28 protein-coding genes are annotated in these 25,143 nt (G+C 73.1%); 18 read left to right on the plus strand and 10 right to left on the minus strand.

Going from position 1 to position 25,143, the window contains the following annotated elements; genetic code table 11:
• The first annotated feature begins 65 nt into the window (after nt 1-65).
• From ACGFR9_RS27430 to ACGFR9_RS27440, 3 genes are read left to right on the plus strand one after another with little or no spacing between them, the layout of a single operon-like run.
• Nucleotides 66-1,265 (plus strand): acyltransferase family protein, encoded by a 1,200-nt coding sequence (locus tag ACGFR9_RS27430; RefSeq protein ID WP_393213236.1) that lies wholly within the window; start codon nt 66-68, stop codon nt 1,263-1,265.
• A gap of 59 nt (nt 1,266-1,324) precedes the next feature.
• Nucleotides 1,325-2,077 (plus strand): MBL fold metallo-hydrolase, encoded by a 753-nt coding sequence (locus ACGFR9_RS27435; protein ID WP_393213239.1) that lies wholly within the window; start codon nt 1,325-1,327, stop codon nt 2,075-2,077.
• A gap of 41 nt (nt 2,078-2,118) precedes the next feature.
• Entirely contained in the window at nt 2,119-3,351 is a 1,233-nt protein-coding gene (locus tag ACGFR9_RS27440; RefSeq protein ID WP_393213241.1) for a DUF4032 domain-containing protein, read from the plus strand.
• A 16-nt stretch (nt 3,352-3,367) separates the two neighbouring features.
• Here the strand turns inward: ACGFR9_RS27440 and ACGFR9_RS27445 are convergent, their stop codons facing one another.
• On the minus strand, nt 3,368-4,240 hold the full coding sequence (locus ACGFR9_RS27445) for a universal stress protein (RefSeq protein WP_393213244.1): 873 nt from the start codon (nt 4,238-4,240) through the stop codon (nt 3,368-3,370).
• 200 nt (nt 4,241-4,440) lie between these two features.
• Between ACGFR9_RS27445 and ACGFR9_RS27450 the strand changes: the two genes are divergently transcribed.
• The 6 genes from ACGFR9_RS27450 (at nt 4,441) to ACGFR9_RS27475 (ending at nt 11,322) form a co-directional block, all read left to right on the plus strand.
• Nucleotides 4,441-6,117 (plus strand): FAD-dependent oxidoreductase, encoded by a 1,677-nt coding sequence (locus tag ACGFR9_RS27450; protein WP_393213247.1) that lies wholly within the window; start codon nt 4,441-4,443, stop codon nt 6,115-6,117.
• Nucleotides 6,114-7,574, plus strand: coding sequence for an ATP-binding protein (locus tag ACGFR9_RS27455; protein ID WP_393213249.1), 1,461 nt, complete (start codon nt 6,114-6,116; stop codon nt 7,572-7,574). The genes ACGFR9_RS27450 and ACGFR9_RS27455 overlap by 4 nt, the downstream gene beginning before the upstream one ends.
• On the plus strand, nt 7,571-7,924 hold the full coding sequence (locus ACGFR9_RS27460) for a UBP-type zinc finger domain-containing protein (protein WP_393213252.1): 354 nt from the start codon (nt 7,571-7,573) through the stop codon (nt 7,922-7,924). The genes ACGFR9_RS27455 and ACGFR9_RS27460 overlap by 4 nt, the downstream gene beginning before the upstream one ends.
• Nucleotides 7,925-7,981: 57 nt before the next feature.
• Entirely contained in the window at nt 7,982-8,659 is a 678-nt protein-coding gene (locus ACGFR9_RS27465) for an AIM24 family protein (RefSeq protein ID WP_393213255.1), read from the plus strand.
• Nucleotides 8,660-8,742: 83 nt separating this feature from the next.
• Nucleotides 8,743-9,702, plus strand: a complete 960-nt coding sequence (locus ACGFR9_RS27470) for a threonine/serine dehydratase (protein ID WP_393213258.1) — start codon at nt 8,743-8,745, stop codon at nt 9,700-9,702.
• A gap of 78 nt (nt 9,703-9,780) precedes the next feature.
• Nucleotides 9,781-11,322, plus strand: coding sequence for a serine/threonine-protein kinase (locus ACGFR9_RS27475; RefSeq protein WP_393213261.1), 1,542 nt, complete (start codon nt 9,781-9,783; stop codon nt 11,320-11,322).
• Here ACGFR9_RS27475 and ACGFR9_RS27480 read toward each other — a convergent pair.
• Nucleotides 11,293-12,762, minus strand: a complete 1,470-nt coding sequence (locus tag ACGFR9_RS27480) for a serine hydrolase domain-containing protein (protein WP_393213264.1) — start codon at nt 12,760-12,762, stop codon at nt 11,293-11,295. The two genes, ACGFR9_RS27475 and ACGFR9_RS27480, sit on opposite strands and share 30 nt — an antisense overlap.
• A 73-nt stretch (nt 12,763-12,835) precedes the next feature.
• Between ACGFR9_RS27480 and ACGFR9_RS27485 the strand changes: the two genes are divergently transcribed.
• A complete protein-coding gene (locus ACGFR9_RS27485) occupies nt 12,836-13,822 on the plus strand; it encodes an LLM class F420-dependent oxidoreductase (protein WP_393213267.1) in 987 nt (328 codons plus the stop codon).
• A 92-nt stretch (nt 13,823-13,914) separates the two neighbouring features.
• Nucleotides 13,915-14,340 (plus strand): SsgA family sporulation/cell division regulator, encoded by a 426-nt coding sequence (locus tag ACGFR9_RS27490; RefSeq protein WP_393213270.1) that lies wholly within the window; start codon nt 13,915-13,917, stop codon nt 14,338-14,340.
• A gap of 7 nt (nt 14,341-14,347) precedes the next feature.
• Here the strand turns inward: ACGFR9_RS27490 and ACGFR9_RS27495 are convergent, their stop codons facing one another.
• Complete coding sequence (locus ACGFR9_RS27495; protein WP_393213272.1) at nt 14,348-14,845, minus strand: DUF6328 family protein; 498 nt, start codon at nt 14,843-14,845, stop codon at nt 14,348-14,350.
• A gap of 152 nt (nt 14,846-14,997) precedes the next feature.
• Between ACGFR9_RS27495 and ACGFR9_RS27500 the strand changes: the two genes are divergently transcribed.
• On the plus strand, nt 14,998-15,336 hold the full coding sequence (locus ACGFR9_RS27500) for a hypothetical protein (protein WP_393213275.1): 339 nt from the start codon (nt 14,998-15,000) through the stop codon (nt 15,334-15,336).
• A gap of 9 nt (nt 15,337-15,345) precedes the next feature.
• Here the strand turns inward: ACGFR9_RS27500 and ACGFR9_RS27505 are convergent, their stop codons facing one another.
• From ACGFR9_RS27505 to ACGFR9_RS27520, 4 genes are all read right to left on the minus strand, one after another.
• Entirely contained in the window at nt 15,346-16,329 is a 984-nt protein-coding gene (locus tag ACGFR9_RS27505; RefSeq protein ID WP_393213277.1) for an aldo/keto reductase, read from the minus strand.
• A 30-nt stretch (nt 16,330-16,359) separates the two neighbouring features.
• Complete coding sequence (locus ACGFR9_RS27510) at nt 16,360-17,061, minus strand: ribonuclease H (RefSeq protein ID WP_393213280.1); 702 nt, start codon at nt 17,059-17,061, stop codon at nt 16,360-16,362.
• An 8-nt stretch (nt 17,062-17,069) separates the two neighbouring features.
• Nucleotides 17,070-17,864, minus strand: a complete 795-nt coding sequence (locus tag ACGFR9_RS27515) for a VOC family protein (RefSeq protein WP_393213282.1) — start codon at nt 17,862-17,864, stop codon at nt 17,070-17,072.
• Nucleotides 17,865-18,159: 295 nt separating this feature from the next.
• Entirely contained in the window at nt 18,160-18,642 is a 483-nt protein-coding gene (locus ACGFR9_RS27520) for a VOC family protein (RefSeq protein ID WP_393213285.1), read from the minus strand.
• Nucleotides 18,643-18,873: 231 nt separating this feature from the next.
• On the opposite strand from ACGFR9_RS27520, the gene ACGFR9_RS27525 reads away from it, so the two are divergent.
• Nucleotides 18,874-19,533 (plus strand): ATP-dependent Clp protease proteolytic subunit, encoded by a 660-nt coding sequence (locus ACGFR9_RS27525; RefSeq protein WP_030222879.1) that lies wholly within the window; start codon nt 18,874-18,876, stop codon nt 19,531-19,533.
• A complete protein-coding gene (locus ACGFR9_RS27530) occupies nt 19,533-20,135 on the plus strand; it encodes a ClpP family protease (RefSeq protein WP_393213288.1) in 603 nt (200 codons plus the stop codon). Before ACGFR9_RS27525 ends, ACGFR9_RS27530 begins: the two co-directional genes overlap by 1 nt.
• 15 nt (nt 20,136-20,150) lie before the next feature.
• On the opposite strand, the gene ACGFR9_RS27535 is transcribed toward ACGFR9_RS27530, so the two are convergent.
• Nucleotides 20,151-20,543 carry a helix-turn-helix domain-containing protein gene (locus ACGFR9_RS27535; protein ID WP_393213291.1) on the minus strand — a complete coding sequence of 131 codons (393 nt, stop codon included), beginning with the start codon at nt 20,541-20,543 and terminating at the stop codon, nt 20,151-20,153.
• A gap of 232 nt (nt 20,544-20,775) precedes the next feature.
• On the opposite strand from ACGFR9_RS27535, the gene ACGFR9_RS27540 reads away from it, so the two are divergent.
• Complete coding sequence (locus ACGFR9_RS27540; RefSeq protein WP_393213294.1) at nt 20,776-21,663, plus strand: SigB/SigF/SigG family RNA polymerase sigma factor; 888 nt, start codon at nt 20,776-20,778, stop codon at nt 21,661-21,663.
• A 15-nt stretch (nt 21,664-21,678) separates the two neighbouring features.
• Here the strand turns inward: ACGFR9_RS27540 and ACGFR9_RS27545 are convergent, their stop codons facing one another.
• Complete coding sequence (locus ACGFR9_RS27545; RefSeq protein WP_393213297.1) at nt 21,679-22,137, minus strand: ATP-binding protein; 459 nt, start codon at nt 22,135-22,137, stop codon at nt 21,679-21,681.
• Between the two features lie 147 nt (nt 22,138-22,284).
• On the opposite strand from ACGFR9_RS27545, the gene ACGFR9_RS27550 reads away from it, so the two are divergent.
• From ACGFR9_RS27550 to ACGFR9_RS27560, 3 genes are read left to right on the plus strand one after another with little or no spacing between them, the layout of a single operon-like run.
• The gene (locus ACGFR9_RS27550) at nt 22,285-22,869 is read left to right on the plus strand and encodes a PRC-barrel domain-containing protein (RefSeq protein WP_393213300.1); all 585 of its coding nucleotides are present in this window, start codon (nt 22,285-22,287) and stop codon (nt 22,867-22,869) included.
• Complete coding sequence (locus ACGFR9_RS27555) at nt 22,866-23,297, plus strand: PRC-barrel domain-containing protein (RefSeq protein WP_393213303.1); 432 nt, start codon at nt 22,866-22,868, stop codon at nt 23,295-23,297. Before ACGFR9_RS27550 ends, ACGFR9_RS27555 begins: the two co-directional genes overlap by 4 nt.
• Nucleotides 23,298-23,343: 46 nt before the next feature.
• Entirely contained in the window at nt 23,344-24,618 is a 1,275-nt protein-coding gene (locus ACGFR9_RS27560) for a streptophobe family protein (protein ID WP_393213305.1), read from the plus strand.
• A gap of 11 nt (nt 24,619-24,629) precedes the next feature.
• On the opposite strand, the gene ACGFR9_RS27565 is transcribed toward ACGFR9_RS27560, so the two are convergent.
• The gene (locus ACGFR9_RS27565; RefSeq protein WP_393213308.1) at nt 24,630-25,040 is read right to left on the minus strand and encodes a hypothetical protein; all 411 of its coding nucleotides are present in this window, start codon (nt 25,038-25,040) and stop codon (nt 24,630-24,632) included.
• Nucleotides 25,041-25,143 lie beyond the last annotated feature (103 nt).

Consider the following 25,143-nt stretch of genomic DNA (forward strand, 5'->3'; position numbering starts at 1 on the left):
GCCGGAAGCCTGTCCTCCCCGTCCCCGCTCCCCCACACTGGGCCGCACCGGGCGGGGAGGGGCCGATGACGGCGGACACGGAGCGGGCGGCGCGGCCGGGCAGGCGCCGCGAACTCGACGTACTGCGCGCCCTGGTCGTCCTCGGGCTGGTCTTCTTCCACGCCGCCCTCGTCTTCTCCCCGGACGACGACTTCTACGTCAAGAACGCGAGCACGACGGACGCCGTCACCGTCCTCGCCGGGTTCGGCGTGGTGTGGGCCATGCCCATGCTGTTCCTGGTGGCCGGCCTCGGCGCCCGGTACTCGATCGCCCGCCGGGGCCCCGGCGGGTTCGCCCGGGAACGGCTGCTGCGGCTGGGCGTCCCGCTGGTCTTCGGGACGGTCGTGCTCTGCCCCCTCCCCCAGTGGCTGCGGCTGCGCGCCGCCGACCCCGGGTACGACGAGTCGTACGCGCGGTTCTGGGGGCGTTTCCTGAGCGTGCGGCCGGACCTGGCCGACTTCCCCTTCGTCCTGGAGGGCGACCACTTCGAGACCGGGCACCTGTGGTTCGTCGTCCTGCTGCTCGCCTTCTGCCTCCTGCTCGCCCCGGCCGCCGGCCGGCTGGCGGCAGCAGCCGGCCGCGTGGCGCCCGCGCTGCGGCGCCGACCGGCGCTGCTGCTTCTCCCGGCGCTGCCCCTGGCCGTCGTCAACGCGCTGCTGGGCATGGAGGAGGACTACGCGGGCTGGAACCGCTGGGCGTACCTGCTCTTCTTCGTCTGCGGTTTCGCCCTCGCGGACGACGAGCGGGCCCGCGCGGCGATGCGCCGGGCCGCGGTCCCCGTGGGCGCGCTCGGCGTGGCACTGTTCGCCGGGTGCGCGCCCGGTTTCGTCGCCGGGGACGACCCGTTCACCGCGTGGACCTCGTTCGCGCTGGTCACGCGGGCGTTGTTCGGGGCGGCCGGCTGGTGCTGGGTCGTGGCGATCCTCGGCCTGCTGGACCGGCCGAGGCGCCCGCGCGCGGACAGCGGCCGGGGCGGCATCCTGCCGTACCTGGCCGTCGCCGCCCTGCCGCTGTACGTCCTGCACCAGCCGGTCGTCGTCGTCTTCGCCTACGGCGTGGTCGGGTGGTCCGCGCCGATGGCCGTCAAGTACGGGGTGATCGTGGCCGCCTCCCTGTCGGTCGTCCTCGCGCTGTACGAGTACGGGGTGCGCCGGTGGGCGGTGACCCGGTTCCTGTCCGGGATGCGTCCCGGCCCGCGCCCCCCTCCGCCCCCGCCCGCGCCCTGATCTGCTTTCCTGATCACGTCGGGCGGGAACGACCGGTACAACTCGAACTCGGGACGATCATGCGAGCAACGGTGCGGCACGTCGCGGACGGCACCTACCTGGTGCACGGCACGAACACCAACTGGGTCATCCTCACCGAGGGGGACGCCGTCACACTGATCGACACCGGCTACCCCGGCGACCGCGAGGGGCTGCTCGCCTCGCTGGCGGAGGTGGGGAGCGCGCCGGAGGCGGTGACGGCCGTGCTGATCACGCACGCCCACAGCGACCACCTGGGGTCCGCCGAGTATCTGAGTACCGCCTACGGCACCCCCGTCCACACCCACAAGGCCGAAGTCCCGCACGCCCGCCGGGACTTCCTGCACCAGGTGACCGTCGGACAGGTGCTGCGCAACGGCTGGCGGCCCGGTGTGCTGCCCTGGGCGGCGCACGCCCTGCGCTCCGGCGGGACGGCCGACGTGGCGGTCACCTCGCCCGAGCCGTTCCCGGAGTCCGGCCCCGGCCCGCTCGATCTGCCCGGCCGGCCCGTGCCCGTGCACACGCCCGGCCACACCGCCGGGCACTGCGCGTTCCACTTCCCGGACACCGGCGTGGTGGTGTCCGGCGACGCCCTGGTGAGCGGCCATCCCACCTCACGCCTGCGGGGCCCGCAGATGCTGACGGACATGTTCCACCGCGAGCGCGCCACCGCCGTCGCCTCGCTGGACGTCCTCGCCGGACTGGACGGCGAGCTGCTGCTGCCGGGGCACGGGCCGCTGCACGAGGGGTCCGTGCGGGACGCCGCCCGGCTGGCCCGGGAGCGCGCCCAATAGGGTGGGACGACGACCGCCCACAAGACGAGGACACCTCCGCCATGGCACTGCAGATCAACGCCACCAACCCGGAGCACCCCGCGCTCCTGTTGGAACTGCCGTGGCATCTGCCGCTGGAGGAGTGGCCCGAGGAGTACCTGGTCCCGCTGCCGCGCGGCATCTCCCGGCACGTGGTGCGCTACGCGCGCGCCGGCGACGAGGTGATCGCGGTCAAGGAACTCGCCCAGCGGCCCGCGCTGCGCGAGTACGAGCTGCTGCGCGACCTGGACCGCATCGGCATCCCGGCGGTCGACCCGCTGGCCGTCCTCACCGGCCGCACCGACACCGCCGGGGAACCGCTGGAGAGCGTCCTGGTCACCCGGCACCTCGGCGGCTCGATGCCCTACCGGTCGATGTTCGAGACGACGCTGCGCCCGGCGACCATGCACCGGCTGATGGACGCGCTCGCCGTACTGCTGGTGCGGCTGCACCTGGCCGGGTTCGCGTGGGGCGACTGTTCGCTGTCCAACACGCTGTTCCGGCGGGACGCGGGCGCCTACGCCGCCTACCTCGTGGACGCCGAGACCGGTGATCTGCACCCGGAACTCAGTGCCGGCCAGCGGGAGTACGACCTCGATCTCGCGCGGGTCAACATCAGCGGCGAGCTGCTCGACCTGGAGGCCTCGGGTGCACTGCATCCCTCCGTCGACCCGATCGAGTTCGGCACCGAGATCTGCGCCCGCTACCAGAGCCTGTGGCAGGAGCTGACCCGCACCTCCGTGTACCCGGCGGGCAAGTACCAGTACATCGAGCGCCGGATCCGCCGGCTGAACGACCTCGGCTTCGACGTGGCGGAGATGCAGATCGAGCACGCCTCCAACGGCGACACGGTCACCTTCGTGCCGAAGGTCGTGGACGCCGGGCACCATCAGCGGCAGCTGCTGCGGCTGACCGGCCTGGACGCCGAGGAGAACCAGGCCAGGCGGCTGCTGAACGACCTGGAGAGCTGGATGGCCACCCAGGACGACTACGCCCCGGGCGATCCCCTCGGCGCCCGTCCGGAGGTCCTCGCGCACCGCTGGGTGCGGGAGGTCTTCCGGCCCACCGTGCGGTCCGTGCCGCCGGAGCTGCGCGGACCGATGGACGCCGCGGAGATCTACCACGAACTGCTCGAGCACCGCTGGTACCTGTCCGAGCGGGCCCAGCACGACATCGGGCTGGGCACGGCCGTCGAGGACTACATCAGGAACATCCTCCCGAAGGTGCGGGAGACGCTCCGGCCGACGGCCGACTGAGCCCGAAACGCCCGCGTCAGGCCGGCGGCACCACGGCCACCGGGCAGTCCGCGTGGTGCAGGACGCCGTACGCCACCGAGCCGATCCTGGCCCCCACGGCGGTGCGGTGGGCACGGCGGCCCACCACCATCAGCTGGGCGGTGCCCGCCACCGAGAGCAGCACCTGGCCGGCGCTGCCCATCTCCACGTGCTCGATCACATGCACGTCCGGGTAGCGCTCCCGCCACGGCGCGAGGGCCGCCGCCAGCGCCTTCTGCTCGAACGGCTCCAGACCGCCCGCCTCGTCGAGGAGCTGCAGCGAGGCGGGGCTGTAGGCGAACACCGGGGGCAGGGTCCAGGCCCGTACGGCGCGTACCGTGGCCCCGCGCCGGGCCGCGGTCTCGAAGGCGAGGCCGAGCGCGGCGGCGCTGTCCTCCGGGTCGCCCTGCTGGCCGACGACGATCTCGTGCCCGGCGACCTCGTTCGACGCCTGGTCCCCGGCCCGTACGAACACCACCGGCCGTCCGGCGTCGACGATCACCTGCTGGCCGACCGAGCCGACCAGGAAGCCCATGATCCGCCCATGGCCGCGCGAGCCCAGCACCAGCAGCTCCGCGTCGGCGGCCGCTTCCGTGAGCGTCGGGACGGCGTCGCCCTCCAGGACGTCCGTCGTCACCGCGAGCTCGGGGTGGCGTTCGACGACGGCGCGGACCGCCCCGGCGGCCGACTCGCGCACCCACCGCTCCTGGGTGGCCCTGTCCCCCGTGTCCACCGCGTCGTGCGCCTCGAACCGCCAGGCGTGCACCACCCGCAGCGGCAGTCCCCGGCGGACCGCCTCCCGCGCCGCCCAGGCCAGCGCGGCAAGGCTCTCCTCGGTTCCGTCGATCCCTGCCGTGATCGGGCGCGTCATCCCGTTCCTCCCGGTGTCGTGTCCACTTCGCACGGTCCAGTCTTCCCTACACCGCCGCCCCGGCAGCAGGCGGTCAGGGGGCTCACGCGTCACTGAGCGTTTCGGCGCGGGCGAACATACGATGGGCGGGGCCGGTGTGGTGGCCGTGGGCCGACCGGGGTCCGCCGCGCCGGAAAAACGAGCGCACACGTGGGGGACGTATGACCCAGGCCGCCGAAGCGGCGCGAAACGTGATCATGACCGTGGACGACGATCCGGGTGTCTCCCGCGCGGTGGCCCGGGACCTCAGACGGCGGTACGGGGCGTCGTACCGGATCGTGCGCGCGGAGTCCGGCGAGTCCGCGCTGGACGCGCTGCGCGAACTGAAGCTGCGCGGCGACCTCGTGGCCGTGATCCTGGCCGACTACCGGATGCCGCGGATGAACGGCATCGAGTTCCTGGAGCAGGCGCTCGACATCCACCCGGGCGCCCGGCGGGTGCTGCTGACCGCGTACGCGGACACCGGCGCGGCGATCGACGCGATCAACGTCGTCGACCTCGACCACTACCTCCTCAAGCCGTGGGACCCGCCGGAGGAGAAGCTCTACCCGGTCCTGGACGACCTCCTGGAGGCGTGGCGGCGCAGCGACTACCGGCCGGTACCCAGCACCAAGGTGGTCGGGCACCGCTGGTCGGCGCGGTCCTCGGACGCACGGGAGTTCCTGGCCCGCAACCAGGTGCCGTACCGCTGGTACTCCTCCGACGAGCCGGAGGGCCGCCGGCTGCTGGCCGCCGCCGGTGAGGACGGGAGGCGGCTGCCGGTGGTCATCACCCCGGACGGGACGCCCCTGGTGGAGCCCGAGGCCGTGGACCTCGCCGCGCACGTGGGCCTGGCGACGACGCCGGAGGCCGACTTCTACGACCTGGTGGTGATCGGCGGCGGCCCGGCCGGCCTCGGCGCGGCGGTCTACGGAGCCTCGGAAGGGCTGCGGACCGTGCTGGTGGAGCGGTCGGCGACCGGCGGGCAGGCGGGACAGTCCTCCCGGATCGAGAACTATCTCGGCTTCCCCGACGGGGTCTCGGGCGGGCAGCTCACCGAACGGGCGCGACGGCAGGCCACCCGGTTCGGCGCCGAGATCCTCACCGCGCGCGAGGTGACCGGGCTCGAGGTCAACGGCAGCGCCCGCGTCGTACGGTTCTCCGACGGCTCCGAGGTCGCAGCGCACAGCGTGATCCTGGCGACCGGGGTGTCGTACCGGCAGCTGGTGGCGCCCGGCTGCGAGGAGCTCAACGGCTGCGGGGTCTACTACGGGTCCGCGCTGACGGAGGCCGCCGCCTGCCAGGGCCAGGACGTGTACATCGTCGGCGGCGCCAACTCGGCCGGGCAGGCGGCGATGTATCTCGCCCGGTTCGCCAAGTCGGTGACGCTGCTGGTGCGCGGGCCGGACCTAGCGGCGTCGATGTCGTACTACCTGATCCAGCAGATCGAACAGGCGTCGAACATCTCGGTGCGCTGCGGGGCGGTCGTCGAGGGCGCGCACGGCGACGGGCACCTGGAGCGGCTGACCGTGCGCGACACGAGCGGCGGAGCGAGTGAACTCGTCGACGCGCAGTGGCTGTTCGTGTTCATCGGCGCCGCTCCGCTGACCGACTGGCTGGACGGGACGGTGCTGCGGGACGAACGCGGGTTCATCCTCGCCGGGCCCGACCTCACCGCCGACGGACGGCCGCCCGCGGACTGGGAGCTGGACCGGCCGCCGTACCACCTGGAGACCAATGTGCCCGGCGTGTTCGTCGCGGGCGACGCGCGCGCGGAGTCCGCCAAGCGGGTCGCGTCCGCCGTCGGAGAGGGAGCCATGGCCGTGATGCTCGTCCACCGGTATCTGGAGCAGTCGTGAGCGGGCAGCCGCTGCCGTGCAGCCCGCGGGAGATCGGCACCCTGTTCCTGTTCGAGAAGCTCACCCCCGAGCAGTTGGGGCGGCTCTGCGGCGAGGGCCGGGTGGAGCGGTTCGAGCCCGGTCCGGTCTACACCGAGGGGGAACCCGCCACCTGCTTCTACGTGATGCTGGACGGCACCGTCGTGCTGTCCCGCCGGGTCGGCGCGGACGACGTGGAGGTCACCCGCACCTCCCAGCGCGGGGTGTACGCGGGCGCCATGCAGGCGTACCTCGGGGACCGGGTGCGGCAGGTGTACAACAACTCGATGCGCGTGACGGAGCCGACGCGGTTCTTCGTGGTGCCCGCGGACACGTTCGCGAGCATCATGCAGGAGTGGTTCCCGATGGCCGTCCACCTCCTGGAGGGGCTGTTCTTCGGGTCGAAGAGCACCCAGCGGGCCATCGGCCAGCGCGAACGGCTGCTGGCGCTCGGCTCGCTGTCGGCCGGGCTGACCCATGAACTCAACAACCCCGCCGCGGCGGCCGTGCGGGCGACCGCGACCCTGCGCGAGCGCGTCGGCAAGATGCGGCACAAACTGCGCATCATCTCCGCCGGCACCTACGACCGCGAGACGCTGGCCAACCTCATCGACATCCAGGAGCGCACCGCCGAACGGGTCGCGAAGGCACCGGCGCTGAGCCCGCTGGAGGCGTCCGACCGCGAGGACGCGCTCGCCGACTGGCTGGACGACCACGGTATCGACGACGGCTGGCGGATCGCCCCCACGTTCGTACAGGCCGGGCTGGACGCGGACTGGCTGGACGAGGTCGCCGCCGCCGTGGACGAGGAGACGCTCCCCTCGGCGGTCGGCTGGCTCAGCTACACGGTCGAGACGGAACTCCTGATGGACGAGATCGCGGACTCCACCAACCGCGTCTCCCACCTCGTCGACGCCGCCAAGCAGTACTCGCAGCTCGACCGCGCCCCCTTCCAGGTCGCCGACGTGCACGAACTCCTCGACAGCACGCTGCTGATGCTGTCGGGGAAGTTCGGGCAGCGGATCAAGGTGGTCAAGGAGTACGACCGCGCCCTGCCACGCGTGCCCGCCTACCCGGCGGAACTCAACCAGGTGTGGACCAACCTGATCGACAACGCGGTCGCCGCCATGAACGGGACGAGCGGCGAGGGCACCCTGACGGTGCGCACCGCGCGGGAGAACGACCGGCTGCTGGTGGAGTTCGGCGACACCGGCACGGGCATCCCGCCGGAGGTCCGCGACCGGGTCTTCGACCCGTTCTTCACCACCAAGCCGGTGGGCGAGGGCACCGGGCTCGGCCTGGACATCTCCTGGCGGATCGTGGTGAACAAGCACCACGGGACCCTCCGGTTCGAGTCCGAGCCCGGCGACACCCGCTTCCAGGTGCTGCTGCCACTCACCGCACCGGCCCCCGACGACACCCCCGAGGAGTCCGCATGACCAGCGACCACGACATCGACCCCGCCGTCCCCCCGGCCGGCCCGGGGTGCGCCGACTGCGACTCCGTGGGCGGCTGGTGGTTCCATCTGCGGCGCTGCGCGCGGTGCGGCCACGTCGGCTGCTGCGACAGCTCGCCCGGCCGGCACGCCACGGCGCACTTCAAGGCCACGGGGCATCCCGTGGTGCGCAGCTACGAGCCGGGCGAGGACTGGTTCTGGAACTACGCCACCAACGAGCTGTACGAGTCCGGCCCCGACCTGGCCCCGCCCGCGAGCCACCCCGCGGACCAGCCGGCGCCGGGGCCCGCGGGACGGGTGCCGGCGGACTGGGCGCGGACGCTGCGCGGCTGAGCGGCCGCACACGTCCCGGTCCTGGCGGAGGGAGGGAGTCCGGGCGAGGATGCCCCCATGAAGGGTGACCTGTTTTCCAGTCAGCACATGGTGCGGCCGGCGACGGCGGCGGGCATGACGGTCGAGAACGCCAAGTGCGTGCGCTACACGGTCGACGGCGAGATGCACGCCCGGCAGGGCGCGATGATCGCCTACCGCGGCGATCTGCGGTTCGAGCGCAAGGGCCAGGGCGTGGGCGGCATGCTCAAACGGGCGGTGACCGGCGAGGGGCTGCCCCTGATGGCGGTGCACGGCCGGGGCGAGGCCTGGTTCGCGCACGAGGCGCAGAACTGCTTCATCGTCGAGGTCGACCCCGGCGACGAGTTCACCGTCAACGGCCGCAACGTCCTGTGCTTCGACTCCTCGCTGTCCTACCGGATCGCGACCGTGAAGGGCGCCGGCATCACCGGCGGCGGACTGTTCAACAGCGTCTTCACCGGGCACGGCCGGCTGGGGCTGGTCTGCGACGGGAACCCGCTGGTGATCCCGGTGTCCCCGCAGAACCCGGTCTTCGTGGACACGGACGCGATCGTCGGCTGGACCGCGGGCCTCGACACCTCGCTGCACCGTTCGCAGTCGCTCGGCTCGATGCTGCGCGGTGGGTCCGGCGAGGCCGTACAGCTGATGCTGCGGGGTGAGGGCCATGTCGTCGTCCGGCCCAGTGAGGCGACACCCCAGAAGGCACAGCAGCACTGACCGACGTTGACCTCGGCCGTCCGGCCGGGTCAGGGTGGACGGCGACGCGGATCACACACCCCCGCGCCGGAGAGGTGGCAGTCGTGATCGGGATCGCCGACATCGAGACCGCGGCCGGGCGGATCGCCCCGCACGTGGTGCGGACCCCGACCGTGCCGAGCCCCGGCCTGTCGGCGCTGCTGGGGGTTCCGGTCACGGCGAAGCTGGAACTGCTGCAGCGCACCGGTTCGTTCAAGGTGCGGGGCGCGGCGGCGAAGCTGCTGTCACTGAGCGAGGCCGAGCGGGCGGCCGGGGTCGTGGCGGTGAGCGGCGGCAACCACGGGATCTCCCTCGCGGTGATGGCCGCGGCCCTCGATGTGAAGGCCACGGTGGTGATGCCGCGTTCGGCGCCCGCCCGGGCCGTGGAGATCGCGGAGTCCGCCGGGGCGTCGGTGCGGCTGACCCCGGACATGGACGGCGCGTTCGCGCTGACGACCCGGCTGCAGCAGGAGGGGCTGACCCTGGTCCACCCCTTCGACGACCCGGTGGTCATCGCCGGTCAGGGCACCGTGGGCCTGGAGTTCGCCGCCGATGCCGGTGACCTCACCGACGTGCTGGTGAGCGTCGGGGGCGGCGGGCTGATCGCCGGGGTGGCGGCGGCCCTGCGGGCGCTGCGGCCGGGGGTGCGGATCTGGGGCGTGGAGACCGAGGGCGCGCAGGCCATGTCCCGGGCGCTGGCGGCGGGCGGCCCGCTGCCGGTGAAGCTGACGTCCATCGTGTCCACGCTGAGCGCGCCGGCCGTGTCCCAGCTGACGTACGAGCATGTGTCGGAGCTGGTCACCGAGGTGCTGGTGGTGCCGGACCGGGAGGCGGTACGGGGCTCCCTCGACCTCGCGGACCACGCCAAGCTGTGGGCCGAACCGGCGGCCGGCTGTCTGCTGCCCGCCGCGCGGCGGGTGCTGGAGCGGGCCGGGGAGGGCGCCCGGCTGGGGCTGGTGGTGTGCGGGGGCAACGCCACCACCGCCGACATGATCGCCTGGACGGAACACTTCGAGCTCCGCTGAGGCTCCCGTTGAACGGACGCGGCCGGTTTCCCGTACCCCTGGGGACAGCGGGAGCCGGCGGTTCGACGAGGGATGGCCATGGGCAGGGCGCACGTCTCCACAGACCGGTCGGTCGCCGGGCGGTACCGGCTGATCGAGGTCGCGCGTCGCGAGACCAACCGGGTGCGCTGGTACGCCGACGATCCGGGCACCGGGCGCCCCTGCCTCGTCACGCAGACCGGCCTCCCCCAGGACGCGGGCGTCGCGCCCTCGCGGGTGCTGCGGGCGACGGAGAGCGTGGCCCGGCTGTGCCCCGGCCGGATCGCGACCGTCGTCGACGCGGTCGAGGAGTCCGGCTTCCTGTGGACCGTGCACGCCTGGATCGACGGGACGTCGCTCGACGAGGTCCTCGCCGAGGAGGGCGCGTTCACCCGCGCGCGGGCGGCACGCGTCGCGCTGGAGCTGCTCGACGTCCTGGACGCCGCGCACGCCCAGGCCGTCACGCACGGCGAACTCAGTCCGGGCCAGGTGTTCCTGCGCGAGGGCGGACCGGTCGTGGTCACCGGGTACGGGCTGGCGGGCGCCACGTCGGTGCCCCGGCTCACGGCACCGTCGTACGCCTCCCCCGAGCAGGCCCGCAACGAGCTGATCGGGCCCGCCGCCGATCTGTGGGCGCTGGGCGCGATCCTCTACACGATGCTGGAGGGGCGTCCGCCGTTCCGGGACCGCGGGCGGCCCGGGGCCACGCTGAAGGGCGTGGACCGGCTGCCCGTGCGCACACCGTTGCGGGCGGGCCCGCTCACCCATGTCGTCCAGGGGCTGCTGCGCAAGGACCCCCGGGAGCGACCGGCCCGGCAGGCGGTGCGGGAGGCGCTCACCCGGGCACTTCGCGAGGACGGCGGCACCACCGCGACGGCGCTGCCCGGCACCGTGCGGTACGCGGGCCGGGAGCGGGGCCGGCGGGCCACCCTCATCGGCACCACGCTGGCCGTCGTCACGGTGGCGGCCGCCGTACTCGCGGCGGCCCAGGGGCTGCCGGGCGGCGACGGCGACCCGGCCGCCGACGCGCCACCGGCCGCCGCGTCCGTACCCGCCGCGCCCGGCGGCACGCCGGACGACGAGCCGGATACGCCCGTCCCCTCTCCCTCCCCGACGGACGACGCCGGCGGTCTCCCGCCCGGCTATCGCGCCTACCACGCCCCGGAGGGTTTCTCCGTGGCGCTGCCCGGCGGCTGGAAGCGGCTGGACACCTCGCCCGGCGCCGACGGGGCCTACCGGGTCGTCCTCGGCGCCGACGGCGACCCGCGCACCCTCGCGGTCACCTACAGCGAGCGGGTGGGGGCGGACGCGGTGGCCGTATGGCGGGAGACCGTGGAACCGCTTCTGGAGCGGTCCGGCGACGGCTACGACCGGATCGGCGGGATCCGCGCGACGACGTACCAGGGCCGCGAGGCCGCCGACATGGAGTGGTCCGCCGACGCCGGCGGCGGCCGGGTGCGCACCTTCGGGCGCGGTCTCCTCCTGGGCGGCGGACGCGGCTTCTCGCTGCGCTGGACGACCCCGGCCGCCGACTGGTCGCAGCCGGCGAGCCGGGAGGCCCTGCGGACCGTCCTACGGACGTTCCGCCCCGCCCCGGACTGATCCGCGCGGGGCGCGCAGCTTCCGCAGAGGCCATTCGTGCAGCGGGCGGGTGAGCCACCGGGCCCGGAAGGTCCGGTCGGTGAGGGAGCAGGTGACCCGCAGGCGGTGCGGTGTCTCCAGGAACACCACGTCGACGGCGAGCGTGTCGCCGTCGGTCCAGCCGCCGCCGGCGGCGGCCGGGACGGGCTTCTCGGCGGTCGTCCAGCCGGGCCCGCCGAACCGTGCGCCGAACCGCTCGCCGTCCTCGGTGAGGCTCAGTGTCCAGCCGCCGTCGGCGTCCGCCGTGACCTCGGCCGCGGTCAGCCCCGGCTGGTCCTCGCAGGTCCCGCCGTACGGGGTGAACGCGGCGCCGGACCAGTGCCCGGCACGCTCCCGGGGTACGGGGCCGCCCTCGGCCGGGGGCAGGGCGAGCCGGCCCAGCCGCCGGCGCAGGGCGGTGTCGGCGGCCTCCCGGCCGGTCAGCGGCGCGGGGTGGAAGGCGGGCAGGAGATGCCTCCAGACCAGGTCGAGGTACTCCTGCATCCGCTCGGTGGCCGTGGTAGCGGCGATCACCGCGTCGTGCTCGGGCAGGACGACGCAGAACTGCCCGTACGCCCCGTCGCCCCGGAAGCCGTGCCGGGAGATCCAGAACTGGTGGCCGTAGCCGCGGTCCCAGTCCTGCCGGTCCTGCTCCCCCATGGCGCCGGCGGTCGCCACGTGCGGCCGGGAGGCGCGGGCGACCCAGCCCTCGGGCAGCAGCCGGACGTCCTGCCACACCCCGTCGTCCAGATAGAGCTGTCCGAGCCGGGCCACCGCGTCGGTGGCGGCGTGCAGTCCGCTGAAGCCGATCTCGCGGCCGGTCCGGTCCCGCTGCCACAGCGCCTCGCCGATGCCCAGCGGGTCGAAGAGCCGGGGCCGCAGATACTCGGTGAGGGTCTGCCCGGTGACCCGCTGCACGATCGCGCCGAGCGTGTACGTACACGGCTGGTTGTAGGCGAAGACGGTGCCCGGGTCCTGCTGCGGCGGCTGGAGCAGGAAGCCGCGTACCGGCTCGGCGGGGTCGGCGCCGAACGCGGCGTCGACGGTCTCGCTCTCGTGTCCGCTGGCCATGGACGCCACATGCCGGACCAGCATGGCCCGGCTGCGCGGGTCGGTGATGCCGGCCTCGAACTCCGGGAAGTACGACAGCACCGGCGCGTCGAAGTCGATCAGGCCCTCGCCCTCGGCGAGGGCGGCGGCGGTCGCCGTGAAGCTCTTGCTGAGCGAGTACAGCAGATGGGGCCGGCCGGCGGTGTACGGCGCCCACCAGCCGGAGGCGACGAGCCGGCCGTGGCGCAGGATCATCAGTCCGTGCGGCTCGATGTCCGGGGCGGCCTCGAGGGCATCGAGGAAGGCGTGGACGCCGGACGCGTCGACGCCCTGGGCGGCGGGATCGGAGGCGGGGAGCGGATGGCTGGTCATGACGGGCATCCTGCCCGGGTGCCCGCCGGGTGATCCATCGTTTTCCCGGCCCCGGGCCGGGGACCCGGGACGCATGGTGCGAATCGGGTACACGATGATGACAGAGCAGGCCGGGCCCCGTGAGCTGGTCGCCCATGTGGTGCGGGCCGAGGAGGCGGGCTTCGACTTCTCGGTGACCTCCGACCACTCCTTCCCGTGGCTGGCGTCGCAGGGGCACGCGCCGTACGCCTGGAGCGTGCTGGGCGCGGCGGCACAGGCCACCTCGCGCATCCCGCTGATGACGTACGTGACCTGTCCGACGTTCCGCTACCACCCGGCGGTGGTGGCGCAGAAGGCGGCGACGGTGCAGCTGCTGTCCGGGGGCCGGTTCCGGCTGGGGCTCGGGTCCGGCGAGAACCTCAACGAGCATGTGGTGGGCGGCGGCTGGCCGTCGGTGGACGTACGCCACGAGATGCTCGAGGAGGCGGTGGAGATCATCCGCGCCCTGTTCGGGGGCGGGCACGTGAACCACCGGGGCACCCACTTCGACGTCGAGTCGGCCCGGTTGTGGGACGTGCCGGACGAACCGCCGCCGATCGGTGTCGCGGTGTCGGGGCAGCGGTCCTGCGCCCTCGCGGGCCGGCTCGCCGACCTGGTGATCGCCACGGAGCCGAAGGCGGAGCTGCTGGACGCCTTCGACCGGCACGGCGGGCAGGGCAAGCCGCGGGTCGGTCAGCTTCCCGTCTGCTACGACCCCGACCGGGAGGCGGCCGTGGCGCGCGCCCATGATCAGTTCCGCTGGTTCGGCAACGGCTGGAAGGTCAACTCCGAGCTGCCGCACCCGGACTCCTTCGCGTCGGCGACGCAGTTCGTGCGGCCCGACGACGTCGCCGCGTCGATCCCGTGCGGCCGCGACCCGGCGGACTTCGTCGAGGCCGTCCGCCCGTACGCCGAGGCCGGCTTCACCGAGATCGCCCTGGTGCAGATCGGCGGCGAGTCGCAGCCGGCGTATCTGGACTGGTCGGAGAAGACGCTGCTGCCGGAGCTGCGGGACGCCTTCGGCGGGCCGGACGGCCGGTGATTCACCCGTAGGGCCGAGCATCTCACGGGGATGCGGGGTACTAGAGGGCTTTACGTCGGTTCGTCGCGTCGGTTCGTCCCGGAGGCCCATTCGTGAACTCGTTCGTGCACAAGACCATGGTGGTGGAGCTCCAGGCGGGCGACACGGACCGCTTTCCCGTGCTCGCCCATCTGAGCTACGACCCGTCCGACCCGTTCGCCGTCACCGTCGTCTTCAGCCACGACGGCCGCATCCTCGCCCGCTGGCAGCTGGACCGGGAGATGGTCACCGAGGGGCTCACCCGCCCGGTGGGCATCGGCGACGTACGGCTGCGGCCCCAGGCGCGGGGCGTGGAGCGGGAGCTGCGGATGGAGTTCCTCGGTGAGGCGCACGCCGACGGCGGCCGGCACCACGCGGTGGTGTTCGCGTGGGCCGAGACCGTCGGCGAGTTCCTGCACGAGACCCGGCGGATGGTGCCGCCGGGCCGCGAGGAGGTCCGCGTGGACGACTTCCTCGCGGACGTCCTCACCGGCAGGTGACCTCCGGTCAGCGCGTGGTGTGCCGGTACCGGGCCCACATCGGCAGACCGAACCAGCACAGCAGGTACCAGCCGACCACCCCGGCCACCAGATACGGGACGAAGCCGTCGTGGGTGGCGACACGCAGGATGAGCAGCAGGGAGAAGCTGGTGGTGGCGAGCAGCAGCAGGAGGCCGAGCAGGGTGAGCCGGGAAGCCCACTGCACGGCCTGCGCCTTGATGCGCCGTCCGGAGACCAGCCGGTGCAGGGAGACGGGCCCGATGAGGGCGCCGGTGGCGCAGGCGCCCAGCACCACCGTGACGAGGTAGATCGTCTGGTCCGTGTCGGACAGCCTGGCGTAGGTCGGGGTGAAGACGACGGTCAGCAGGAAGCCGAAGAGGATCTGCACCCCCATCTGGGCGACCCGGACCTCCTGGATGAGCTCCGTCCACATCCGGTCCGCCCGCTCCTCCTGCGTCTCGTTGCGCCCTCTGCGCTCGTTCGCGCCCTGCTCCGTCTCCGGCACCGTGCCTCCCCGGGGTGTACGACATGGATGTCTCACCCGAGTGCCCCGTTCGGCGCGGTTCTTGCCGGGCCGGGGGCCGGTTTGGGGGCGCGGGGTCACGGTTACCCGGTCGGTTCGACGTCAGCGAGGCCGAGGAGGAGGTCGTGGGAGGCATGTCGGACACCGAACTCACCGTGACGATGAGCGGCGGGGGCGTGGCGGACGCCCGCGCCGTCGTGGGGGTCCTGGAGGAGACGTTCGGGACGCCCGCGCAGCGGCCCCGGGGCGAGGACGCGACGGTGCGTGTGGCGACGTTCGCCGGGGAGGGGCACGGCAGCGCCGGGCGGGCGGAGGCGGGGCCCCTGTCGGCGCCGGTGACCGTCACCGTGCAGGGCACCCCGGAAGCGGTGCGGCGGGCGAGCGACACCCTCGCGCGGTCCTTCACGGCGCGCGACGAGGGCGCCGCCTCCGGCGACCAGGAGCAGGAACGGCAGCTGCTCCTGGAGCCGTGACGCCGGCCGTTACCAGCGGGCCTCGACCTGGTCCTTGATCCGCCGCTGGTAGATATCCCGGATCGCGGTGAGGGTCTCCTCGGACAGTTCGGGCAGCCGGGCGGCCTCCGCGTTGGCGCGGGCCTGGGCGGGCGTACGGGCGCCGGGGATGACGGTGGTGACACCGGGCTGCCGGACGATCCAGCGCAGGGCCAGCTGGGCCGGGGTGTATCCCTCGGGGGTGAGCGCGGCGAACTCGGCGGCGGCCTCGACACCGGTCGCGTAGTCCACGCCGGAGAAGGTCTCGCCCTGGTCGAAGGCCTCGCCGTGCCGGTTGAAGGCGCGGTGGTCGTTCTCGGCGAAGACGGTGTCCCGGGTGTACTTGCCGGACAGCAGTCCGGAGGCGAGCGGGACACGGGCGATGATGCCGACGCCGGCCTCACGGGCGGCCGGGAGCACCTCGAGCAGCGGCTTCATACGGAACGGGTTGAGGATGATCTGCACGCTCGCCACGTTCGGCCGGGCGATCGCGGTGAGCGCCTCCGCGCACGTCTCCACGCTGACGCCGTAGGCGGCGACGCGCTCCTCCTCGACGAGGGTGTCGAGGGCGTCGAAGACCTCGTCGGTGGAGTAGACGGACGTGGGCGGGCAGTGCAGCTGTACCAGGTCGACCCGGTCGACGCCGAGGTTGCGCCGCGAACGGTCGTTCCAGGCGCGGAAGTTGTCCAGCACGTAGTTCTCGGGGATCTGGTCGACGCGGCGGCCCATCTTGGTGGCGACCAGTACGTGCAGATCGGGCCGTCCGCTGAGGAAGGACGCGATGGTCTGCTCGCTGCGTCCGTCGCCGTAGACGTCGGCGGTGTCGAAGAAGGTGACGCCCGACTCGGCGGCGGTCTCCAGGACCGCGAGGGCTTCCTTGTCGTCGACGTCGCCCCAGTCCGCCCCGAGTTGCCAGGTGCCGAGACCGATCACGGAGGCGTGCTGTTGCGACCTGTCGAATGTGCGCTCGTCCATGGACGTCAGTGTGTCATCCGTCCCGGCCGGTCAGACGTTCTGGGCCGTCCGGCATTCGGGGTGGCCCCAGCCCTTGTCGTTCTTGGCGATCGTCTCGCCTGCCGCGTAGGAGCGGCCGCACAGGCAGCGGCCGGGGAACTTGGCCTTGAGCGTGCGGGACGAGGAGCCGCCGCCGCGCTGCTGCCGGGGCGCCTTGGCCCCGCCGGACGCGCGCCTCGCCGCGCCGCCCGCAGGGCGGTCCGGGGCGGCCGGCGGCTCGGGCGAGCCCTGTTCGCTGCCGGCGTTCTCCTGGACGGTGGCCGCCTGACTGGCCGCGCGGTCGGCGAAGTCGTTGAGCCTGTCCCCGTCGACCTGGTGGGCGGGGACGTAGCGGAACTCGACCGAGCGGCCCTGGAGGAGTTCGTCGATACGGACGACGAGTTCCTGGTTGGCGACCGGCTTGCCGCCCGCCGTGCGCCAGCCGTTGCGCTTCCAGCCGGGCAGCCAGGTGGTGACGGCCTTCATGGCGTACTGCGAGTCCATCCGGACCTCGAGCGGCACGCCGGGGTCGGTCGACGCCAGCAGCCGCTCCAGGGCGGTGAGTTCGGCGATGTTGTTGGTGGCCCTGCCGAGCGCTCCGGCCTCCCAGCGGACCGGCTTCTCGGCGGCGTCGGCGACCACCCAGGCCCAGCCGGCGGGTCCTGGATTTCCCTTCGAAGCCCCGTCGCACGCGGCCACCACACGTTCACGCATGCGCCCGATCATGCCACGCCGGTCGTCTTCGGCGGCTCGCCGGTGGTGCTGCCGAGGTCGATCACCGAGAAGTCGGCGCCCTGCGGGTCGCTGATCGCCGCGAACCGGCCGAAGGGCGTGTCCATCGGCCCGAACCGCAGCACACCGCCCCGCTCCGTGGCACGGGCCACCGCCTCGTCGCAGTCGGTCACGGTGAAGTAGACGTTGATGTACGGGGGCGTCTCCGGCGGGAAGTCGTCCGTCATCCGCATCCGGCCGAGCACGCTGCGCTCGCCGAGGTCGTAGACGCGGAAGTCCATCTCGGTCTCGAGCCGCTTGGCGCGGTAGGAGAACACGGCGGGGAAGAACGCGTCGGACTTCTCCGGTTCGCGGGTGAAGACCTCCGCCCAGCAGTACGCGCCCGGCTCGGCCACCGCGCCGAAGCCCTCGTGGGTGCCGGCCTGCCAGAGGCCGAAGACGACCCCTCCGGGGTCGCGGGCGAGGCACATCGTGCCGAAGTCGGCGACCCGCATCGGCTCCATCAGCAGTTCGCCGCCGTGGTCGCGGATCCGGGCGGCGGTCGCGGCGGCGTCCTCGGCCGCGAGGTACAGGCACCACTGGGAGGTGCCCTCCTGGCCGGGCATCGACGGTACGACGGCCGCCACCGCCCGCCCGTCGACCCGGGCCTCGGCGTACCCGCCGGACTCCGTCGACGCCTCGGCGAAACTCCAGCCGAGAACGTCCCCGTAGAACAGCTTGGCCGCCTCGACGTCGGCGAATGTCGCGTCGGCCCAGCAGGGGGTCCCTTCGGGCTGCACGACCATGCCGGCACCCCTTCCCGAACGGCGAACGCTCCGCCCTTCAGGCTAGTCACCCCCACCCGGCCCCGCGCGCCGAACCCACAACAGCAACGGCTCCCCCTCCACACCCCCCAATCCACCCGCCCCGCCCATCCGCGGGCAATCGTGCCGCAGGGTGATGGGGTCCCCCCGCTCGAGCGAAGCCGAGAGTGGGGGAGGGTGGGCGCGACGGCACCCCGCAGGCGCCGGGCCGCGCCACCACCGCCCCTCCGCCGAACCCCGGGCGGGGACGTGCCTCGGCCGGCCCGGCCCGGGCGCGTCACTCGCCGGCATACGCCTTCTCCAGTTCCGCGATGTCGAGCTTGGTCATCGTCATCATGGACTTCATCGCCCGGTCCGCCTTCCGCCGGTCCGGATCGCCGATCATCTCGGTCAGCCGTACGGCGTTGACCTGCCACGAGACGCCGAAGCGGTCCTTCAGCCAGCCGCACGGCCCGTGCTCGCCGCCGCCCTCGACGAGCTTCTCCCAGTAGTGGTCGATCTCCGCCTGGTCCGCGCAGTCGAGCTGGAAGGAGATCGCCTCGTTGAACGTGAACTCGGGTCCGCCGTTCAGCGCGACGAACTTCTGGCCGTTGGCCGTGAACTCGACGGTGAGCACCGAACCCTCGGTGCCGGGCGCGGCCCCGGTGTTGCGGACGATGTCGCCGACGCCCGAGTCCTTGAAGACCGAGACGTAGAAGTTCGCGGCCTCCTCGGCCTGGCCGTCGAACCAGAGACATGTGGTGAATCCGTCGGTGGTCATGAGAGGTACCTCCTGGGCGTGGAACGCGGTCATGGGTGGTGACCCGTCCCGGCCCCGCAACTCATCGGTGCGGCCCCGGATTCATCCGTACGGCGATCCGCGCGAGCGCTCTGCCCACGGCGAATCTGCCGCGGGCAGAGATTTCCCCGCCCGCCCCCGTGGCCGTTCGAGAGTGGAGGCGCACGCGGTCGTCCCGGCCGCGTCGACGACGAGCGACCTCCAGGAGCGCCGATGTCCCCACTCACCGCCGCCGGCCCGTGGCCGGTCCCGCTGCCCCGGGCCGAGGAGGGCGACACCCCGCCGACCCGGTTCGACGACCAACTCGCCGCCCAACTGCTCGCGCAGCGGATCGTGCTGCTCGGCACCCAGGTCGACGAGGTGTCCGCCAACCGGGTCTGCGCGCAGTTGCTCATCCTGTCCGCCGAGGATCCGCGCACCGACATCAGCCTGTACGTCAACAGCCCCGGCGGCTCGGTCCACGCGGGCCTGGCCATCTACGACACGATGCGGCTGATCCCCAACGACGTCTCCACGCTGGCCATGGGCTTCGCCGCCAGCATGGGCCAGTTCCTGCTCAGCGTCGGCACCGCGGGCAAGCGGTACGCGCTGCCGAACGCGCGGATCATGATGCATCAGCCGTCGGGCGGCATCGGGGGCACGACCGCGGACATCGAGATCCAGGCGGAGAGCCTGGAGTTCACCAAGCGGACCATCGAGCGGATCACCGCCGAGCACACCGGGCAGACTCCGGAGACCATCTCCCGGGACGGCGACCGGGACCGCTGGTTCACCGCCGAACAGGCCAGGGAGTACGGGATGGTCGACCGGGTGGTGGAGTCGCTGGACGACGTCCGCCCGGCCGCCACGCGACCCCGGATGGGGCTGCGCTGATGGGTTCGTACACGATTCCGAACGTCGTCGAGCGCACGCCGCAGGGGGAACGGTCCTACGACGTGTTCAGCAGGCTGCTCGCCGAGCGGATCATCTTCCTGGGGACGGAGATCGACGACGGGGTCGCCAACGTCGTCATCGCGCAGCTTCTCCATCTGGAGTCGTCGGCACCGGAGAGCGAGATCGCGGTCTACATCAACTCGCCCGGCGGCTCGTTCACCTCGCTGATGGCGATCTACGACACGATGACGTTCGTGCGGGCGCCGGTCTCGACGTTCTGTGTCGGGCAGGCGGCGTCCACGGCGGCCGTACTGCTGGCGGGCGGGGATCCGGGGCGGCGGTTCGTGCTGGAGCACGCGCGGGTGCTGCTGGGGCAGCCGGCCTCGGGCGGGGCCCGCGGCACGGCGTCCGATCTGGCGCTGCGGGCCAAGGAGATGGTGCGGATCCGTTCGCAGGTGGAGGAGGTGCTGGCCCGGCACACGCACCACGACGTGGGGACGCTGCGGGCCGACATGGACCGCGACAAGGTGTTCACCGCCGGGGAGGCCGTGGCGTACGGACTCGCCGACGAGGTGCTGACCCGGCGCCTGACGGGGCTGTGAGGCGCCGGGCGCGGGTCAGGCGGCCAGGCAGAGTCCGTGGTGCGCGGAGCCGGACGCTCCGCGGGGCGCGGTGGCGGCCCGCCGGGCGGTGACGCGGACGAGTTCCGTGTGGGCCCGGGTCAGCAGATCGCCGAGGCCGAGGCCGAGTGCCTGGGCGGCGGCCGCGAGGACCTCCGAGGAGGCCTCCTTGCGGCCCCGCTCCACCTCGGAGAGATAGGGCATGGAGATCCGGGCGGCGTCGGCGACGTCCTTCAGGGTCCGCTCCTGGGCGAGCCGCTCGCCGCGGAGCACGTCTCCGACGAGGTCGCGCAGCAGCGGTTCCCTGGGGGCGGGGGCCGGGGCCGGCCGCAGGGGGATGACGCGGGCGTGTTTCGGCGCGGCGGGGCCGGCCGTCTCCTGACTGGTCATCTCCCCAGCCTAGGAATTCCGCTGCCGAGGGGAAGGGACCGGCGTTCCGCCCTGAGTGAAGCCGCACCGGGCGCGGCCGCGGCCGCTCCGCCGTACCATGGGACGTACGAGTGACGACGGGTGCGCACCATTTTTTCGATCCTTTCGGAGGATGGTGGGCATGGTCTCGCATGACCTGGGTACTCGCAGGGCTCAGGTACATGTCCGCCGGTGACGTTCGTGGGGAGAGGCAATGAAGACCGCCGTGATCCGGTCGCAGGCGCAGACGCTCGAGGAGCACTCCGGGGCCGGGACGGGTGACGCGGACGGGCGGGACGTGCCGGACCCGCGTGCCGTGGCCCCGCGCGACGCACGGCAGCTGTCCCGCCAGTTCTTCCGCCGGCTCGCGGAACTGGAGGAGGGCACGCACGAGTACCAGTACGCGCGCAGCACCCTCATCGAGATGAACATGTCCCTCGTACGGTTCGCGGCCGGGCGGTTCCGCGGCCGGGGCGACGACATGGACGACATCGTGCAGACCGGCATGATCGGTCTGATCAAGGCCATCGACCGGTTCGAGCTGTCCCGCGAGGTCGAGTTCACCTCCTTCGCGCTGCCGTACATCGTCGGTGAGATCAAGCGTTTCTTCCGGGACACCACGTGGGCCGTGCATGTGCCGCGCCGGCTCCAGGAGCTGCGGGTGGAACTGGCGAAGGCGCGCGAGGAGCTCGCCAGCCGGCTGGACCGGGAACCCACGGTCGGTGAGCTCGCCACTCTGATGAACATCACGGAGCAGCAGGTCATCGAGGGACAGATCGCGGCGAACGGGTACAACTCGTCGTCGCTGGACGCGGCCCTGACCGGTGACGGCCCGGAGCACGGCGAGGCCGTGCTGGCCGACTTCATCGGTGTCGAGGAGGAGGGGCTGCGCCTCGTCGAGGACTTCCAGTCGCTCGCCCCGCTGATGGCCGAGCTCAGCGAACGGGACAGGGAGATCATCCATCTGCGGTTCGTCGAGGAGGCCACGCAGGCGGAGATCGGCGAGCGGCTCGGCTGCTCGCAGATGCATGTGTCCCGGCTGATCAAGCGGATCATCATGCGGCTGCGCGAGGGCATGCTGGGCGAACTCGGCTGCGCCTGACGGCGGGAGAGGACGTCAGCCGGCGTCGACGAGGGGCAGCACCGCGCACACGCGCTTGCCGACCGGTACGCGTTCCACGCTGACGTCCCTCGCGAGTGCGCGGACGATCTCCAGGCCGTGCCGGCCGACGCGTTCGGGGTCGCGGGGGAAGACCCGGGGCAGACGGGCGCTGCTGTCGTAGACCGTCACCGTGAGCGCGGTGTCGGTGCCCTCCAGCTCGAGGATGTACGGCCCCTCGCTGTGCCGGTCCGCGTTGGTGACGAGTTCGCTGACCACCAGCAGGACCGCGCCGTCGGCGCGCTCGTCGACGACGGCGCACCATTCGGTCCTGAGCTGCTGGAGGAACTGCGCCGCGAACGTCCTCGCCTCGGCGATGCATCCCGGCTCGCCGGTGAAGTGCGCCGCGCGCCGCAGCGGCTCCACGGGCACGTCGAAACCAGTCGCTATCACTGCCCCGTCCAGGTGGTAGATCATGCGTTTCTCTCTGCGAAGCCGGGCGTGCCGGACGAATCTGCACCAGTCCTGGTACCCCGACTCCCGCTCCGCACTCCACCCTGATCGGTGTGCGGCCTCGCGGGGCGGGGAACCCGGTTTTCCGCCGGGAACGGCGGAAGGGGCGCCATGAACGCACTGACGGCGGTACGGAGCCTGACGACGCTGCCCGTGGTCACCCTGGGCGGGGACGCGGTGGCGCATGTCAAGGACACGGTGTTCGACCCGGAGGCCGGGCGGATCGCGAGTTTCACCCTCACCGGCCGGACCCTGCTGTCGGGCCCGCTGCCGCGGGATCTGCCGTGGGCGGCGGTGCACTGTCTGGGCCGGCACGCGGTGATGGTCCGTGACGAGGGGGCGCTGTGCGCGCTGCCGCTGTCGGTGGCGCGCCGTGATGCCCTGCGCGGGCGGCTGCTGGGGGCGCATGTCATGACCGACGACGGAGATCTGGTGGGCACGGTGCTGGACGTCCTGGTCGAGGGCGGCACCAGCGGGCGGCTCGTCGCGTTCCGGCTGGCCGCGCACCGGGAGCTGGTGCACGGGACCCGGCACCGCAGGCACCGGGTGTATGTGCCGCGGGGCGAGGCGCTGAGCGTCTCCGGCCGGACGCTGGTGATCCCGGCGCACGCGACGACGTACGTCACCGACGACCTGCCGGCCTTCACCGCCCGGGTCGGCGCGTACCACGACCGCGGCGGGAGGGCGGCCTCATGATGCTGTTCTCGCGGGTGCGCGGGCTGCCCGTGCTGACCTTGGGCGACGCGGACCGGGTGGGAGTGGTGCGCGCCCTGACGGTCGACGCGGGCTCCGGGGAGGTCACGCACGTACGGGTACGGCGCGGGCGGATGCGCAAGGACGCCGTGGTGGCGTGGGACGCCCTGGGCGCGGTCGGCCCGGACCTGCTGATCGCGCGCCCGGCCGGCGACCCGTCCGGGGTCCCGCCCCATCACGACCTGGTGGGCAGCAGGGTGCTGACGGAGTGCGGCGAGGAGCGCGGCACCGTGCTCGACGCGGCGTTCGATCCCGCCACCGCCCGGATCGAGGCGGTGCTGACGACGCGCGGCGAACTGCCGGCCGGGCGGCTGCTGGGCCTCGGCGATCACGCCCTGGTGATCCGGACGGGCCACGGGCATCCCGGTTAGGGTCTCCCGGCGGGCGGGGCGGGCCGGGGCTGCTTAGCGTGCAGGAGTGAACGCACGTACCGCCTCCGGCCCTCCGGCGGCCCGGCACGGCTGGGCGGGGGCCCTCGCCACGGTCCTGGGCGCGCTGGTCGTCATGGGTGTGGTGGCCGCGCTGGGTCTGTGGGCGGCCGGCGCCACGGACCTCCCCGGTGACTCGTTCCCCCGGGTGCTGGCGGCGACCCTGGTCACGGCGGTCGGCGGCTCGGTGAAGCTCTCCGGGGACGCCGGTGAACTGGCCGGAACGGAGGGCGGTCTGACGGTGATCCCACTGTCCGTCACCCTCGCCGGGGCGCTGGTCGCCGGCTGGGGGTTCCTACGTCCGCTGCGGCACCGGGCGGTGGCGGGGGCGCCGGAACTGGCGGGGTGGGCGGCACGGATCGCCGTACTGTGGCTGCTCGCGGTGCTCGGTCTCGCGCTGGCCGCACGGCACACGTACGAACTGTCCCTCGGGGAGGGCCCGCTGGGCGACCTGGGGGATCTGTTCGGGATCAGACCGGTGGTGGGGTTCTCCACCGATGTGGCGCCGACCGTCCTGATCGGTCTGGTGTGGCTGGCGGGCGTCCTGCTGGTGGCGCTGATGGTGGCGCGCGGCGCCCCGCTGCCGGCCGGGCTGCTGCGCCTGCGGACGTCGCTGCGGCCGGCGGCGTACGCGATGGTGCTGCTGTTGCTGGCCGCCGTCGGCATCGGCCTCGTGATCGCGCTGGTCGTCGCCGCCACCCGGGGGCATCCGGCCGACACGTTCGCCGTGATCCTGCTGGGGCTGCCCAACGTGGTCTGGCTGGCGCTGACGATCGGGCTCGGCGCCACCTGGGACGGCAGGGTGGAGGGGCCGTTCGGGCTGCCCATGCCGCATGTGCTGGACGAGGTGCTGCGGACCCCGGACGTCTCCGCTCTGAATCTGGGCACCCTCACCGAACACGACGGCGGGAAGTGGTGGCTGCTGCCGGTGGTGAGCGCGGTGCTGCTGTGTGCCGCCGCGTTCGTGATGGCGGCCCGCTCCCCCGCCCGGGTCCGGGCCTGGCAGCACGCCGTGAACATGGCGGTGGCGCTGGCACTGACCGTGCTGATGATCTGCCTGATGGTGCGGATCTCCGCGCGGGTCGGCCTGTCCTTGCTCGGCATCGGCGAGCTGGGCGAGGGCCTGTCGGGTCAGGTGCTGCTGAGGCCGCGGCTGTGGGGCGCTCTGGGACTTGCCCTGCTGTGGGGCCTGGCCGCCGGGTTCGCGGGGGCGTTCCTGGCGCGCGCGGTACGCCGTACGGAGGGTGCGGGGGCCGAACGCTGACGCGGGGCCGGTCAGGCGACCGGGACACCGAGGCCACGGGCGGCGCGCTGCATGCGCAGGGCGTCCACGGACTCGGCCAGCAGTTCGTACTCGGTGGTCTCGTCGCCGGTCGCGAGGCGCACCATCCGTCCGGCGGCGAGCGTCTCGGCCACCTCCTCCTGCCGGGCGACGTCACCGCACCAGGTGCGCAGCACATCGGGTACGTCGGGCACGTCGTCGGCGACGGGGACGAGCGCACCCGGCGGTACGTGCTCGGCGTCCGGCCGTGGGTCGAGGCGCTCGGCGATCCACAGGGCACGGTCGCGCAGCCACCACAGGGCGAGGGCGAGGGTGGGCGCCCGGTAGGTTCCGAGCGGTACGCCGATGCGCCGGCCGTCACAGACTCCGTAGGCGGTGACATGGCACAGGAATTCGTCGTGCACATTCCCTCCCCCGCTGCGTCGCTCGCCCGCCGGGCCGGGCCGGCTGCCCGCCTCGTGGCTCGCATGCTGTGCGTGAGTGCGCCGTCGCGCGGCGTGAAGCGCT

The organism is Streptomyces sp. NPDC048584, assembly GCF_043199595.1.
GTDB classification, from domain to species: domain Bacteria; phylum Actinomycetota; class Actinomycetes; order Streptomycetales; family Streptomycetaceae; genus Streptomyces; species Streptomyces edwardsiae.